8 protein-coding genes are annotated in these 14,738 nt (G+C 62.2%); 6 read left to right on the forward strand and 2 right to left on the reverse strand.

What is annotated here, in order from left to right:
* The first annotated feature begins 96 nt into the window (after positions 1 to 96).
* Complete coding sequence (locus tag IE038_RS13705) at positions 97 to 1,785, forward strand: molecular chaperone HscC (protein WP_163938555.1); 1,689 nt, start codon at positions 97 to 99, stop codon at positions 1,783 to 1,785.
* Between the two features lie 4 nt (positions 1,786 to 1,789).
* On the opposite strand, the gene IE038_RS13710 is transcribed toward IE038_RS13705, so the two are convergent.
* Positions 1,790 to 4,453, reverse strand: a complete 2,664-nt coding sequence (locus IE038_RS13710; protein WP_163938552.1) for a DUF805 domain-containing protein — start codon at positions 4,451 to 4,453, stop codon at positions 1,790 to 1,792.
* Positions 4,450 to 5,130, reverse strand: a complete 681-nt coding sequence (locus IE038_RS13715; RefSeq protein ID WP_163938549.1) for a DUF1266 domain-containing protein — start codon at positions 5,128 to 5,130, stop codon at positions 4,450 to 4,452. Before IE038_RS13715 ends, IE038_RS13710 begins: the two co-directional genes overlap by 4 nt.
* A 338-nt stretch (positions 5,131 to 5,468) precedes the next feature.
* Here IE038_RS13715 and IE038_RS13720 point away from each other — a divergent pair, with 338 nt between their 5' ends.
* The 5 genes from IE038_RS13720 to bamJ all read left to right on the forward strand — a co-directional run bounded on the left by IE038_RS13720 (position 5,469) and on the right by bamJ (position 14,614).
* Entirely contained in the window at positions 5,469 to 9,533 is a 4,065-nt protein-coding gene (locus IE038_RS13720) for a sulfite reductase subunit alpha (protein ID WP_189395782.1), read from the forward strand.
* Between the two features lie 266 nt (positions 9,534 to 9,799).
* The gene (gene nirB, locus IE038_RS13725; RefSeq protein WP_189395783.1) at positions 9,800 to 12,358 is read left to right on the forward strand and encodes a nitrite reductase large subunit NirB; all 2,559 of its coding nucleotides are present in this window, start codon (positions 9,800 to 9,802) and stop codon (positions 12,356 to 12,358) included.
* Positions 12,358 to 12,720 carry a nitrite reductase small subunit NirD gene (gene nirD / locus IE038_RS13730; RefSeq protein WP_163931944.1) on the forward strand — a complete coding sequence of 121 codons (363 nt, stop codon included), beginning with the start codon at positions 12,358 to 12,360 and terminating at the stop codon, positions 12,718 to 12,720. Before nirB ends, nirD begins: the two co-directional genes overlap by 1 nt.
* Positions 12,721 to 12,811: 91 nt before the next feature.
* Positions 12,812 to 13,738 carry a pca operon transcription factor PcaQ gene (gene pcaQ / locus IE038_RS13735; RefSeq protein ID WP_189395784.1) on the forward strand — a complete coding sequence of 309 codons (927 nt, stop codon included), beginning with the start codon at positions 12,812 to 12,814 and terminating at the stop codon, positions 13,736 to 13,738.
* A 153-nt stretch (positions 13,739 to 13,891) separates the two neighbouring features.
* The gene (gene bamJ / locus IE038_RS13740) at positions 13,892 to 14,614 is read left to right on the forward strand and encodes a BamJ family beta-barrel-assembly machinery protein (protein ID WP_163931947.1); all 723 of its coding nucleotides are present in this window, start codon (positions 13,892 to 13,894) and stop codon (positions 14,612 to 14,614) included.
* The last annotated feature ends 124 nt before the right edge of the window (positions 14,615 to 14,738 follow it).

Raw genomic sequence — 14,738 nt, forward strand, 5'->3', positions numbered from 1 at the left:
GTACGGAACCGTACGCACGGTGGTGTGAGAGGACGGCGGGTGTGAACTCGCCTCCTACTCGATTCTCATTCCCGCTGCTCAGGAAGAGTCCCCATGATGCAGGATGCAAGCACCCCCCGTACGCCCTTGCTGGGCATCGATCTGGGTACGACCAATAGCCTGATTGCCGTCTGGCAGGACGGGCGAGCGCAATTGATCCCCAATGCCCTTGGCGAATGGCTTACCCCTTCGGCAGTCAGCATCGATGAAGATGGCAGTATTCTGATTGGCCAGGCGGCTCGCTCCCGGCTGACCACGCACCCGGAGCGAAGCGCAGCCGCGTTCAAACGCTTTATGGGCAGTGAAAAACGTCTGGAACTTGCTGGCCAGACCTTCAGCCCCGAAGAGTTGTCCGCGCTGGTGCTCGGTGCGCTCAAGCAGGACGCAGAAGCCTGGCTAGGGTGTTCGGTAAGCGAGGCGGTGATTTCAGTGCCGGCTTACTTCAGTGATGAACAGCGTAAACGCACCTGTTTTGCTGCTGAGCTGGCCGGGCTCAAGGTACAACGCCTGATCAACGAGCCTACCGCTGCCGCCATGGCGTATGGTCTGCATGAGCAGAAATTCGAGCGCACGCTGATTTTCGACCTGGGGGGCGGCACCTTCGATGTGACGGTACTGGAATACGCCTTGCCGCTGATCGAGGTGCATGCCTCTACCGGCGACAACTACTTGGGTGGCGAGGATTTTACCCATGCATTGGTGCAGGCTTGCCTCAAGGACCTGCAACTGGCGACCGACAGTGTTGAGCCGCAAGCCCTGGCTTCACTGTACGACGGTCTGGAGCAGATCAAGCGCAAGCTCAACGAAGGCCCGCAACAGTTGCAGTGGCGGTGTGCCGGTGAAATGCGTGAGTGGTCGTTGGATGAAGGACGTGCGCAAAAGATCTGGGAGCCTTTGCTGGCCCGCCTGCGTGCTCCGGTGGAACAGGCGTTGCGTGATGCGCGGCTGAATCCGCGTGACCTCGATAGCCTGGTGCTGGTGGGGGGCGCCACGCGTATGCCGGTGGTCCAGCAGATGGTTGCTACCTTGTTTGGGCGTTTGCCCTACCGGCACCTTGATCCTGACACCATCGTTGCCTTGGGGGCTGCCAGCCAGGCCGCGTGCAGGGCACGTGACCAGGCCATCGAAGAACTGATCCTGACCGATGTCTGCCCCTATACCCTGGGTATTGCAGCCGTCCGCGGTGAAAGCCGGCGCCAAGCGTTCGTGCCGATCATCGAGCGAAATACGGTGATCCCGACTTCACGGGTAGAGCGCTTTCATAGCACGCATCCCGAACAGAAAACCGTGCGCATCGAGGTCTATCAGGGGGAGCGGCCCTGGGTGAGTGACAACATCTTCATCGATGCATTCGATATCGAGTTACCGCAGGCCGACCGGATTCAGTCCATGGATGTGCGTTTCAGTTACGACATCAATGGCCTGCTGGAAGTGGATGTTGCCCTGGAAGGGGGCGAGCGTCACAGTCATGTGATCGACCGCAGCCCCGCCGGGCTTGACGATGCCGCCCGGGCGGCCAGCCATGGTCGGTTGGCGGCGTTGAAGATTCACCCGCGCGATGCGCTGCCCAACCGTGCACTGTTGGCGCGTCTGGAGCGCGCCTGGATGCAAAGCCTGGGTGAACAGCGTGATCAGGTTGGTCAGTGGCTTGAGGCCTTCACTGCCGTGTTGGGTAACCAGCATGCGCAGGACATCAACAGTACTCGCCAGCGCCTGAATACAGCGCTGGACGAGCAGGGGCTCTGAGCCGTTAGGCGTTCAGGCGGCGCAGGGCGGCTTGCAGGCCGCCTTCCAGCGCATGCTTTTCGCCACCGGGTGGCACGCCATAGCGATTCGGCAGGCTGTCGCCGGGCAAGACCAGCAGCACCAATGGCATGAACGGCAGGACGATGGTCAGGGCCATGCCAATCAGCAGCATGGCCACGCCAAACCCGATGTCATGCAGCCGCCGCAGGATGATGCTCATCTGCACCAGCACGGTGATGGCCACGATCCCCAGCGCTACCTGTGCATTGCCGCTGGCCAGGCTCAGGAAGATGGCCAGCCCTTGGCACATCAGGCTCTGCTGGGCGCAGGCGACACGTCCCAGGCGGCTGTTCAGGCTCAACATGTTCCATTCTGATACCGGTTGGCTGCCTGATTTGGCCAGCGTCAGGCGTTCGCTCCAGGACAACAGCGCTGCCAAGGCCAGGCGCAGGCCCGGTCCATGGCGCGGATCATCCTTGGCCTGCTGCAATTGGCGCAAAACCTTGGTGCGTGGCACGGCAGTACGGTTTTCCATCACCAGCCTGCGCAGGGTATCGATGCCGAGATAGAACGCGCTGCTGTCGATGCCTTGCTGCTCTTCGAGGATCTCCCGGGGCGGGCGTACCGGTTCGCCCTTGATCAAGCCGTCTCGGAATGACTCGAACCAGGCATCGGAGCAGGCGATTCCGGAGATAGTGTTCAACAATACACGGTGCTGCTCGGCATCCAGTGTCGGGTCCTGATAGAGCACCCCACAGAGCAGCATCAAACCCAGCAGATCATCGCCGAAGGTGTCGTAATCGTTCACGACGCAGTCGTACAGGCGTGTGTTGCTCGGCAGCTTGGCACTGCCCAGTGCCTGAGGCACGGTGAGCAGGTTCAGTGCGATGTCGTTTTGTACGGGCTCCTCTTCTGACAGCCAGCCCAGTAAACCGTTGAAGTGACCTTCCTGTTGATGCACGCGCTGCAACAGCGGCAACACGCGCGACAGCGGATGCCCCGTGTCGGCGCGCATGCTGTGAAGCAGTGCAGGGGAAATCAGCGTCAGCCAGCGCAGCGGGTTGGACATCAGGGCAATGAAGAACAGCGCTTGGCGGTGCCATTCCCACAGTCGTTCACCGTCAGGTTGGGGCGGCAATACGACGCCCTCGCGATTGAGGAGCGCGAGCATCTTTACCCCAAACGGTAGCGAGGCGATGAGCTCCTGCTCAAAGGCGCTGTCCAGGCGCGCCCATTGCTCCGTACTGAGGGCCATGAGCCGGCGCAGCCAATGTTGAGTGACGTCCAGTGCCAGGTCCTGACCCAGCAGCGGGTTCAGTTGTACGCCGTCATCAGGGGCGTTGATAAAGGCCGTCAACGCCTGTGGAATGGGAGCATGCTGCAGCCAGTACAGGTGTTGTTCGGCCTGTACCTTGAGGCCTTCGAGCACCAGTGTATCGAGCACATCGTTACTGTCGGGTTCCGCTAGCAGGCGTTCCAGCAGGGCGGTGTCGCCACGGTGCAATGCCCAGGCCTGGCGATACAGGTTCGTTAACCCCGGGTCGTCAGGCTCATCGAGCAGTAACGCCACCAATGGCAGTTCATCGCCGTCCAGGCGCCAGTTCACATAAGCCCCCGCAAGGCCTCCCAGGTTCTGGCGGCCTGCGTTGAGCCAACGGGTCAGTGTCTCCGGGCGTTGCGCCGGGCTGCCCCACGCCTGGGCAGGGTCACTCAGGTTGTTTGGCCAGTCGCGGAAATGCTCGCGGCGGTCGAAGGCTTGAATCAGCAGCGGCAAGCGCTGTGGCTGGTGTTTACCGCACAACTCGAGCAGCCACTGTGCGGCCTGCGGATGCTGGTGCTCGCGCCACAGACGCACCCAGGCGCTCAGGGCTTGCTCCTCCAGGCCGAGGGCACTGCACTGGCGAGCGAGCAGGTACAGCCAGTCGACATCATCCGGTGCATCTCGATGTTTTTCAGCACACAGCGCGTAGAGGGTCTTGCTCGCAACATCAGCTTGAGTGAGTTGTACCAGCAGGCGCTGCAACCAGGCGTCGTCGTTCGGCAGTGGCAGGCAGGTAGGCTGGTTGACGAAGTCACGGAACTCGTCCAGCGGCCGCTCCTGATAGAGGTGCTCCAGGGTGTTCACGTACCAGAGGGTTTCGATCTGCGCCGGAGGTGGCCAGGACGAGATCGTTGCGGTATCGAAGAGGTCGGGCTGTGCGATGCGTTCGATAAACGCCTCGACTTGCTCGACATTGTCGATACGCAGCAGGTGCCCCTGCCAGTCCAGCCGCTCGGCCAGCAGGCGTGCGCAATTGTTGGAGATCGGCCCGCTGTCGATCAGCCGCTCCAGCAGGGGCCAGCGCAGCGCCTCGACAACCTCAAGGGAGACGCTGTCGAGACGCTCGATATAGCCACGCCAGGCCGCTGGGTCGAAGCGCTGTGCGCCATCGCTGAACAGTTCATCGAATGCGTCCAGCAGGTCGCGGGCCGGACTTTGCTCATCGCCGGCGTGTGCGGGCTCGACGCTACGGGCTTCCTTCAGTGCGGCCTCGTAGGCTTCACGCAAGGCCTGGAAACCCTGTGGGTCGGTTTCCGGATGATGCTGTGGCAGGCGCGTACGGTAGGCGCTGCGGATGGCGTCCTGATCGCGGGTAGGCTCGATGCCCAAGGATATCCAGCAGCTCATGACCAGTTGAACTCCACCAGCGAATCAGGTTTTTGTGGCAGGTTGAGTGGCAGGTCCCAAGGCAGCTCGGCAAACAGTTCGGTGGCATCCTGGGCGAGGGCACGAGCGCTGCAGCGACTCCAGTAGGCATAGCCTTCTCGGTCCAGGGCGTGGCCGAGCTCTTCGTCTGCACTGTCCAGGCAGCACCAGTACATGCGGCCGGTCATGTAGCCGCCCAGGTAGGTGCTCCAACTGGTGTAGTAATGACGTGCTCTCAAGGCCAGCCGGCTATGTAGCCAGAGACTTTCATCAAGGTTGAGCCAGCCGCTGCGCAGGCCGTTGCGCAGCAGGAAACCCATGCGCCCCAGGTCCCAGGCACGAATGCCGCCGTGGCCACATTCGCTGAAGGTCCGGCTGGCAAATTCATGGAGCGCGCGTTGCCGTGGGGCGAGGCTGTCGAGCAGGGTCGACCATTCACTGGGCAGGCAACGCTGCCAGTTCCAGTAGGCATCGACCATCCCGCTGGCATGACCGCGGTCGGCCATGTAGAGCATTTCGAGCAACTGCTGGCGATTGCTGATGCCCCAGCCGTCCTGCAGGTCCATCTCGATGTAGTCCGGGGCGGTGTAGCTGGAACCGTTGAGGGCTGCCATGGGGGCAGAAAGGGCGTACAGCCAGCGCTGTTCTATCTCTTCCATGAAAAATGCTCCTGAGCCGACGGGAAAATGGAAAGCGCCGGCACTCATCGGCGCGAATTGTAGAGATCCGGCAGGTGAGCGGCAAACTGCAGCCTTCAGTGCCTGCCTCGCACTGGTGCGAGTTGTTCCGCAATGGTGCGTCGCCACCGCTGCGGTGTTGGTTTGAAGCCGCAGATGACGGGGTATTGCAGTTTGGCGCGGCCCTTGCTTTGGCGTGTTCATCAGGCAATCAACGCAGATTGCTCTATTCACGACAAAGGCGCCGTGTCGCTCCCGCTTGCAACGCAAGCAGGGGCGGCAGGGCGCCTTTTTGTTTTGCCTAAGCAGGAGATCGGGTGATGACCCAGACATCCGTGCGCAGCGTCTGCCCCTATTGTGGCGTCGGCTGCGGCATTGTCATGACCGTGGCCGAAAACCGGGTAATCAAGGTCAGCGGTGACAAACAGCACCCGAGCAACTTCGGGCGGCTTTGCACCAAAGGACAGACCTGCCATCAACCACTGCGCGAGTCGGGACGCATGGAACAGGCCTTTGTCCGTCACCAGCGTCAGCGCGACCCCGTGCAGACCGCGATCGACCTGGCGATCGACGAGGCAGCCCAGCGCCTGAAGGCCATCCTCATCGAGCATGGCCCGGATGCCCTGGCGTTTTACGTTTCCGGGCAGTTGTCGCTGGAAGCCCAATACCTGATCAACAAACTGGCCAAAGGCTTTGTGCGCAGTCGGCATATCGAGTCCAACTCACGGCTGTGCATGGCCAGCGCCAGCAGTGGCTACAAACTCTCGCTGGGCGCGGATGGGCCGCCGGGCAGCTATGAGGACTTCGACCGCAGCGAACTGTTCTTTGTCATTGGCGCCAACATGGCGGACTGTCATCCGATCCTGTTTCTTCGCCTGCTTGACCGACGCAAGGCCGGTGCCCGGCTGATTGTGGTCGATCCCCGGCGTACTGCGACAGCGGAAAAGGCCGACCTGTTCCTGCAGATCAAGCCCGGTACCGACCTGGCGCTGCTCAACGGTTTACTGCACCTGTTGTTGGTCAACGGTGCGGTTGATACGGCGTTCATTGAACGTTTCACCGAGGGCTGGGAGGCCATGCCGGACTTCCTGCAGGACTATGCACCGGCACAGGTGGCGCAGGTGACCGGTCTGGCCGAAGCCGATATCCGCAAGGCTGCCGAGTGGATCGGCCAAGCGCCAGAGTGGCTCAGTTGCTGGACCATGGGCTTGAACCAGAGTATTCACGGCACCTGGCAGACCAATGCGCTGTGCAACCTGCACCTGGCCACCGGGGCGATCTGTCGCCCTGGCAGCGGGCCGTTCTCCCTGACGGGGCAGCCCAATGCCATGGGCGGACGCGAGATGGGCTACATGGGGCCGGGTTTACCCGGCCAGCGTTCGGCACTGGTAGAGGCCGACCGGCATTTCGTTGAGGACCTCTGGCAGGTGCCGCGTGGCAGTCTGCGGGCCGCGGCCGGAGACGGTACCGTAGCCGTGTTCGAGGGCATGGCCGCCGGGCATATCAAGGCCTGCTGGATCATCTGCAGTAACCCGGTGGCCAGTGTCGCCAACCGTCAGCAGGTGATCGACGGCCTGCAAACGGCTGAACTGGTCATCACCCAGGACGCGTTTCTCGATACCGAAACCAATCGCTACGCCGACATTCTTCTGCCCGCGGCGCTTTGGGCCGAAGCCGATGGGGTAATGGTCAACTCCGAGCGTAACCTTAGCCTCACCGAACAGGCCGTCGAACCTCCGGGCGCGAGCCTGCCGGATTGGCAGCTCATCGCCCGAATGGCCTGTGCCATGGGCTATGAGGCAGCGTTCAGTTATACCTGTGCCGAGCAGATTTTCGATGAGCTGCGTCAGGCCTGGAACACCGACACCGGTTACGACCTGCGCGGTATCAGTTACCCCTTGTTGCGCCAGGCACCACGGCAATGGCCCTGCGCACCCGGTCAGGCGGATACACGGCACCCGCAACGCTACCTGAATGATGGCGTCAGTCAGCGCTTGCACACAGATGCTCAGGGCCAGTGCCCGCCGCTCGCCTTTCCAACGCCTGGCGGTAAAGCCCGCTTCTTTGCTCGGCCCTACCTGCCTCCCGCGGAGCTACCGGACGAAGCCTACCCGTTGGTGCTCAATACCGGGCGGGTTCAGCACCACTGGCACACCCTGACCAAGACCGGCAAGGTCGCCGTGTTGAATGCGCTGGAGCCTGGCCCGTACCTGGAAATTCACCCCGAAGATGCCCGGCAACTGGGCATTACTGAGCACGATCAGGTGCAGGTGCGCTCCCGGCGTGGAGAGGCGTTGTTGCCGGCGCGCTTGAGTGAGCGGGTACTGCCGGGCAACTGCTTCGCCCCGTTTCACTGGAATGATGCCTATGGCGAGCGTTTGGCGATCAACGCGCTGACCAGTGATGCCATTGACCCGGTTTCCCTGCAACCGGCGTTCAAATACTGCGCAGTGGCCCTGAGCCGTGTCGCGGGTGAACGTATTGCCGCTGTTGAACTACCGGCCCACACGCTTCAGGAGTCCGCGACCATGCCGATCGACACACTCAGCCAACTGCTCGGCCTGAACAACCGCGTTGAACTGGCGTTGGCCGAGGATGAACACCTGTATATGCAGGGCTATTTGCTGGGCCTGCGTAACAGCCATCTGGACGGCGTGCCGAGTTTGCCGGTCAGTGCGCCACTGGCACCGGCGCGGCGCCTGTTGGTTGAAGGTCTGCTGGCGGGCCTGTTTTCGCGCAGTACGCCGGTACAGGCCCCTGCCATCCAGGCTATGGAGCCTGTCGAAGCCAGCCGCCATTGGCTGCTTTGGGCGTCCCAGACCGGTAACGGCCAGGCGCTGGCGCAACATTGTGCGCAGCGCTTGCGAGAGGCTGGCCTGGCAGTTCAGGTAAGCAGCATGGAGCAGGTCAGCCTTGAGCAGGTGAGCAACGCTGCCAGCCTGTTGCTGGTGGCGAGCACGTTTGGCGATGGTGAGGCACCGGACTGCGCCAAGGCCTTTTGGCAGGCCCTGCAGGCCGCGTCCGCCCGCCGCTGCACCGGGCTGCGTTACGCGGTATTGGCCTTGGGAGACTCCAGTTACGCCGAGTTCTGTGGTTTCGGTCGCAAGCTGGACCAGCGTCTGGCTGAGCTTGGTGGTGTGCGCCTGCTGGAGCGGGTCGAGTGTGAGCCCGACTTTGACGAGCCGGCTGAGCAGTGGCTGGGCACGTTGGTCACGGCCCTTGGGCAGGCTTCAATGGCGGCTGCGCCAGCGGTCGCGCTTCAAGCGGCGACCGTGCCAACCTTCAGCAAGCAGCAGCCGTTGCACGTCAGGGTGGTGGAAAACCGTCTGCTCAACGCACCCGGTGCCGCCAAGGAAACCCGGCAAGTGGTGTTTGATCTTGCGGACAGCGGCCTGACGTATCAGGCGGGTGATGCCCTGGGCGTCTGGCCGCGCAATTGTCCGGCACTGGTCGAAGAGCTGCTCAGTGCCATGAAGCTTGATGGAGAGGTGAGTGTCAGCCTCAAGGGCCAGCCACCCATGCCGTTGCGTAGCGCACTGCGCGAGCGGCTGGAGATCGCTCGAATCACTCCGGCCATACTCGAACAGGTTGCCCGCTGCAGCGCTGATCCTGAGTTGCAACGCCTGCTGGACCCGGTGCACAAAAACGAGTTGCAGGGCTGGCTATGGGGGCGGCAACTGGTCGATCTGCTGCAGCAGTTTCCCGTAAGCATGACGCTCGATACCTGGCTGCGCCTGCTCAAACCCTTGCAGCCGCGCTTGTACTCCATTAGCTCAAGCCCGTTGTTGCACCCGCAGCAGGTTCACCTGACGGTGTCGACGGTGCGCTACCGCCAGCGTAAAGGGGTGTGCTCGACCTTCCTTGCTGACCGTGCCGAAGCCGGGCAGGTGGGGATCTTTGTACAGCCCTCGGCTGATTTCCACTTGCCGAGCGATGATACGGCACCGGTGATCATGGTCGGGCCCGGGACGGGGATCGCACCGTTCCGGGCGTTTCTTCAGGAACGCCAGGCGCGCGGCGCCAGTGGGCGCAACTGGCTGCTGTTTGGCGAGCAGCGCGCTGACAGTGATTTTTACTACCGTGACGAACTGCTGGCCTGGCAACGCGATGGCCACCTGACGCGGCTCGACACGGCCTTCTCCCGTGACCAGGCAGACAAGGTCTATGTGCAGCAGCGCATGCTGGAGCAGGGCGCCGAGTTGTGGCACTGGCTGGAGGCGGGCGCGTACTTCTACGTTTGTGGCGATGCCGGACGCATGGCGCGGGATGTGGACGCGGCGCTCCAGCAGGTGGTGGCGGAGCACGGTGGAATGAGCGCCGAGCAGGCCAGTGATTATGTTGCGGGGCTAGGTCGGGCCAAACGCTACCGGCGAGATGTGTACTGAAATGCCCCAGAACGGGTAGCGCTGCACCAGGATGGCGCCGCTGGGGCGTGGTGTTTGCCGCGATGCCCTTGGCTATCCGGGGCTTGCACAGTTGGCACGGTATCTGCTGAAGACAGATTACAACGTCCAGGGGTGATCAACGGCGATCCGCCCCACGGACCACGATTATGAACGACCAGGCAAAGGCGCCTGGAGCTTCGGCTCCAGGCGCCTTTTTTTGTGGGTGTTTTTCCGGCCGCCGTGATCGGCCAGAGTGAGGAAACGCTATGAGCGCTCAAGCGACCATCGAGCAACGGGAACGTCTGATCATCGTCGGCAACGGCATGGTGGGCCATCACTGCGTCGAACAACTGATCGAGCGCGGCGCCTTGGCCCGCCTCGATCTGCGGGTGTTCGGCGAGGAGCGTCAGCGTGCCTACGACCGTGTGCACCTGTCGGAGTATTTCAGTGGCAGCGATGCTGAAACACTGGCATTGGGTGATGCGCAATTGTATGCCGAACACGGTGTGCGCCTGCACTTGGCAGAGGCAGTCGTCGAGATCGACCGCGAGGCCGGTGAAGTGGTGACGGCGCAAGGCCGCTACCCCTTTGATCGGTTGATCCTGGCTACCGGCTCCTATCCCTTCGTACCGCCGATTCCCGGTCCGGACGGTGCGGCGCGATTGGTCTATCGAACCCTGGACGACCTGGATGCGATTCGTGCGGCGGCCTATGGCGCACAGCGTGGCGTGGTCATCGGCGGTGGTCTGCTGGGCCTGGAAGCAGCCAACGCTCTCAAATCCCTGGGGCTTGAAGCTCATGTAGTGGAATTCGCGCCGCGCCTGATGCCAGTACAACTGGATGCTGAAGGCGGTGCGGCCCTGCGTGCACAAATCGAGGCACTGGGTGTCGGTGTACACCTGTCTCGCGCCACCCAGAGCATTGTTGAAGGCCGCGACTTCCGCTACCGGATGAATTTCGATGGCGAGCAGTTCCTGGAAACCGACCTGATCGTGTTTTCGGCGGGCATTCGCCCGCAGGACAGCCTGGGCCGTAGTTGTGGCCTGGAAATCGCACCACGGGGCGGGGTCGTGATCGATGGCGAATGCCGCACCAGCGACCCACGGATTTTTGCCATCGGCGAGTGTGCCTCGTGGAACGGCAGCGTCTTCGGCCTGGTGGCCCCGGGTTACAGCATGGCCCGTAACCTGGCTTCAGCCTTGTCGGGGGAACCATTCGAGGCCTTCGCCGGTGCCGACATGTCGACCAAGCTCAAGCTGCTGGGCGTGGATGTCGGTTCCATCGGCGATGCACACGCGGCGACCCCCGGTGCCCGCAGCTACCGCTTTATCGACGAGGCCGGCAGCGCCTACCGACGCCTGGTGATCGACGCCGAGGGCAAGCGCGTCCTGGGGGCGGTTCTGGTCGGTGATAACAGTTACTACGACACCCTGTTGCAGTATGTGCAGAACGCCATTGCCCTGCCAGCGGACCCCGCCGGCTTGATCCTGCCCTTGGGCAGCGCCGCGCCAGCACTGGGTGCGGATGCCTTGCCAGACGCGGCAACCATCTGCTCTTGCCACAACGTCAGCAAGGGCGCGATCTGTGCTGCCATCGACGGTGGTTGCAGCGACCTGGCGCAACTCAAGGGCCAGACCAAGGCCTGCACGGGGTGCGGTGGCTGCGCCGCCTTGCTCAAGCAGGTCTTCGAGCATGAGCTGAGCGCCCGCGGTGTGGCGGTGGACAAGAGCCTTTGCGAGCACTTTGCCTTCACCCGTCAGGAGCTTTATGCGCTGGTGCGCGTCGAGGGCATTACGACGTTTGAAGACCTGCACGCCTGTCATGGTCGCGGTCAACTGGGCTGCGATGTCTGCAAACCGACGGTAGGTTCGATCCTCGCGTCCTGCTGGAACCAGCCGATCATGGATGCCGCGCTGGTGCCCTTGCAGGACACCAACGACACCTTCATGGCCAACATGCAGAAGAACGGCACATATTCTGTGGTGCCGCGTATTCCGGGTGGGGAAATCACACCGGACAAGCTGATTGTGATTGGTCAGGTGGCGAAGAAGTACGACCTCTACACTAAGATCACCGGCGGCCAGCGCATCGACCTGTTCGGCGCGCAGTTGCATGAATTGCCGGAGATCTGGTCCGAGTTGATCGCCGCTGGCTTTGAGACCGGGCATGCCTATGGCAAATCCACCCGCACGGTGAAGTCCTGCGTCGGCAGCACCTGGTGCCGCTATGGCGTGCAGGACAGCGTGGCCATGGCGCTCACCCTGGAAGACCGCTACAAGGGCCTGCGTTCGCCACACAAACTCAAGTTCGCGGTGTCCGGCTGTACCCGCGAATGCGCCGAGGCGCAAAGCAAGGACATCGGCGTGATAGCCACCGAGAAGGGCTGGAACCTTTATGTCTGTGGTAATGGCGGCATGCGTCCACGCCACGCCGAGCTGTTCGCCACCGACCTGGATGATGCCGGGCTGATCCGTACCATCGACCGCGTATTGATGTTCTACATCCGCACCGCCGACAAACTGCAGCGCACTTCGGTCTGGCGCGAGCAGTTGGAGGGTGGGCTGGATTACCTCAAGGCGGTAATCCTCGGGGACAGCCTGGGCCTGGGCGCCGAGCTGGAGGCGCAGATGCAGCAGGTGGTCGATCGCTACGAGTGCGAGTGGGCCAATGCCCTGAAAGATCCCGAGAAGCTCAAGCGCTTCCGTACCTTCGTCAATGATCACCGTCCGGATCCGGCGATTCACTTCGTCAAGGAGCGCGGCCAGCGCCGACCGGTGGGCAACGCCGAGCTTCACCTGATCCCGACCACTGAAGAGGTGCTGTGATGAACCCGTCGAATCAAGCGGTACGTGTTGACCTGCAAGACTGGCAGGCGGTCTGCAGTCGCCATGACCTGGTGCCCTATTCGGGGGTGGTGGCCCGTGTGGGGGATGCTCAGGTGGCCCTGTTCTATCTGCCGGAGGCTGCCCAGGCGCTCTATGCCGTAGACAACCATGACCCGCAGTCCGGAGCCAATGTGATCGGGCGGGGCATCATTGGCAGCCTCAAGGGGCAGCCGGTCGTGGCGGCCCCCCTGTATAAACAGCACTTCAGTTTGCTCGACGGACGCTGCCTGGAGGATCCGCAGCAGGTAGTGCGGGTATGGGCTGTGCGTTTCAATGGCGACCAGGTCGAGGTAGCGGTTTAGGCTCAGGCCAGTCACGGCGGCTTGTGCTGCGGTGGGCGGTGGCGGCTCAAGGCAGTCGCCGCCTGCTCGGCAGGCCGTTACACTGTCGGGCATGAACCTCGACACCCGCATTAAATACCGCCACTTGCTGTGCTTCCTGGAAATCGCCCGGCAGGGCAGTTTCGCCAAGGCGGCCGATGTCTTGGCAATCAGCCAGCCCGCAACGTCCAAAACCCTCAAGGAACTGGAGGATTTGCTGCAGGCGCGTTTGTTCGAGCGTGGCAAGCAGGGCGTTGAACTGACCCCGGCCGGGTTTCGTTTCATGCGTTACGCAGGCCCTAGCGTGCAGGCCCTGCGCGAGGGCGTGAGCAGTGTACGCGGCGAGGAACACGCGCCACCGCAGGTGCGTGTCGGGGTGCTGTCCACGGTCGAAAGCCTGTTGATGCCTGAAGCGCTCTGCCGTTTGCATCAGCGCCATGAGGCACTGGTGGTCAGTGTCGCCACCGGGCCCAGTGCCTATCTGCTGGCGCAGTTGCACGTTGGCGAGCTGGATCTGGTCATTGGCCGGATGACCGACAGCCCGCAAATCCAGGGCCTGATCTTCGAGCACCTGTACAGCGAGTCAATGGCCCTGGTAGTGCGTCCGGGGCATCCATTGCTCAAGCGTCAGCCATTGGAGCGTAACCGTGTCGGGGCCTACCCATTGGTACTGCCGCTGGCCGGTACCACCATTCGCAAGCATGCCGACAGCTTGTTCGTGCAGTGCGCCATAGAGCAGCCGCTGCAGCGCCTTGAAACCCTGTCTCCGGCCTTGAGCCGCCGTTATGTCCTGGGCAGTGATGCCGTCTGGGTCGCGCCACGGGATGCGGTACGGGTCGATCTTGACGCTGGCGAACTGTGCGAACTGGACCTTGGTGTCAGCGAACCGGGCGGTTCGGTCGGTATTTGCAGCAATGCCGCGTTGCCTCGGTCACTACCGGCACAGTGGTTGTGCGAGGTATTGCGCGAGGTCGCCGGAGCCTACCGCACTGAGCGATAGCGGCCATTGGCTGTCATCTGGATGAAGAAGGTTTTATCTGGCTGAACTTATCCCTGTTTTCTCGCTCTCATGCCGGTAGCCATTGGTCGTGGCGGCCTGATAAGCTCGCGGCTTTACTCGATTGCCCTATTGGCGCATGAACAAGGAAATAGCATGAAACAGCATCGGTTGGCGGCTGCGGTTGCCCTGGTTGGCCTGGTACTGGCGGGTTGCGATTCGAAGACCAGCGTCGAGCTGAAAACTCCGGCACAGAAAGCCTCCTACGGTATCGGCCTGAACATGGGCAAGAGCCTGGCTCAGGAAGGCATGGACGACCTCGATTCCAAGGCTGTCGCACAAGGCATCGAAGATGCTGTCGGCAAGAAAGAGCAGAAAATCAAGGACGAGGAGCTGGTTGAAGCCTTCGCTGCACTGCAGAAGCGTGCTGAAGAGCGTCTGGTCAAGATGAGCGAAGAGTCGGCGGCTGCCGGCAAGAAGTTCCTCGAAGAAAACGGCAAGAAGCCAGGTGTTGTCACCACCGCTTCCGGCCTGCAGTACGAAGTCGTGAAGAAGGCCGATGGCGCTCAGCCCAAGCCGACCGACGTGGTCACTGTTCATTACGAAGGCAAGCTGATCGACGGCAAGGTCTTCGACAGCTCGGTTGAGCGTGGCAGCCCGATTGACCTGCCGGTCAGCGGCGTGATCCCAGGTTGGGTCGAAGGCCTGCAACTGATGCACGTTGGCGAGAAGTACAAGCTGTACATCCCGTCCGACCTGGCATACGGCGCACAGAGCCCAAGCCCGATGATTCCGGCCAACTCCGTGCTGGTATTCGATCTGGAACTGCTGGGCATCAAGGATCAGCCGAAGCCAGAAGCTGAAGCTGACGCCAAGTAAGTTTACCGCTGTACCGACGACGCCCCGTTCTCACGGGGCGTTGTCGTTTCTGGGGCCGGGCAGCATTTCCCTGTACCATCAGGCACATACCATGCGACGTCTGAATCGCTGAACCTGTTGACGC

This window comes from Pseudomonas laurentiana (genome assembly GCF_014648275.1).
Classification (GTDB): domain Bacteria; phylum Pseudomonadota; class Gammaproteobacteria; order Pseudomonadales; family Pseudomonadaceae; genus Aquipseudomonas; species Aquipseudomonas laurentiana.

Bases quoted from the DNA above. Each gene is read 5' to 3' on its own strand.
- bamJ (WP_163931947.1), top strand. From the start codon at position 13,892: ATGAAACAGCATCGGTTGGCGGCTGCGGTTGCCCTGGTTGGCCTGGTA.
- IE038_RS13720 (WP_189395782.1), top strand. From the start codon at position 5,469: ATGACCCAGACATCCGTGCGCAGCGTCTGCCCCTATTGTGGCGTCGGC.
- pcaQ (WP_189395784.1), top strand. From the start codon at position 12,812: ATGAACCTCGACACCCGCATTAAATACCGCCACTTGCTGTGCTTCCTG.
- nirD (WP_163931944.1), top strand. From the start codon at position 12,358: ATGAACCCGTCGAATCAAGCGGTACGTGTTGACCTGCAAGACTGGCAG.
- IE038_RS13705 (WP_163938555.1), top strand. From the start codon at position 97: ATGCAGGATGCAAGCACCCCCCGTACGCCCTTGCTGGGCATCGATCTG.
- nirB (WP_189395783.1), top strand. From the start codon at position 9,800: ATGAGCGCTCAAGCGACCATCGAGCAACGGGAACGTCTGATCATCGTC.
- IE038_RS13710 (WP_163938552.1), bottom strand. From the start codon at position 4,453: ATGAGCTGCTGGATATCCTTGGGCATCGAGCCTACCCGCGATCAGGAC.
- IE038_RS13715 (WP_163938549.1), bottom strand. From the start codon at position 5,130: ATGGAAGAGATAGAACAGCGCTGGCTGTACGCCCTTTCTGCCCCCATG.